Origin of the sequence: Alteromonas sp. MMG017 (genome assembly GCF_018100795.1) — a bacterium.
Lineage (GTDB): Bacteria > Pseudomonadota > Gammaproteobacteria > Enterobacterales > Alteromonadaceae > Alteromonas.
This window is the reverse complement of record NZ_JAGJDY010000085.1, coordinates 1-304: the sequence shown is the minus strand read 5'-3', so window position 1 is coordinate 304 and position 304 is coordinate 1. Positions and strand designations below refer to the sequence as shown.

Here is a 304-nt window from a genome sequence, read left to right as displayed (position 1 = left end):
GACGCAAACGGTCACTGGTTTAGTAGGCAATGACGGGACCTTCTCAATCCCTATCACGGTAGATTTAGCTGATGGCTTGTTAACGGTAGACGCCACTGTGCTAGATACGGATAACAGTACCCTCGCCAACATTACGACCACGGGCTTAGTTGATGTAAACCTAGATGTGTTGAGTTTAGATGCACTAGATTTCGCGTCAGCGACACCCACCATTACGGGTATCAGTGAGTTTATCGGCAAGGTGATTAGTTTACAGATCACCGATGGTTCAGGTGCCGTTCAAACGGTTACTGGCTTAGTCGGT

1 pseudogene is annotated in these 304 nt (G+C 48.0%); it reads left to right on the top strand.

Features of this window, described 5'->3' with window-relative positions:
* Positions 1–304 (top strand): annotated as a pseudogene (locus J8L84_RS20320) (RTX toxin); the annotation flags it as partial.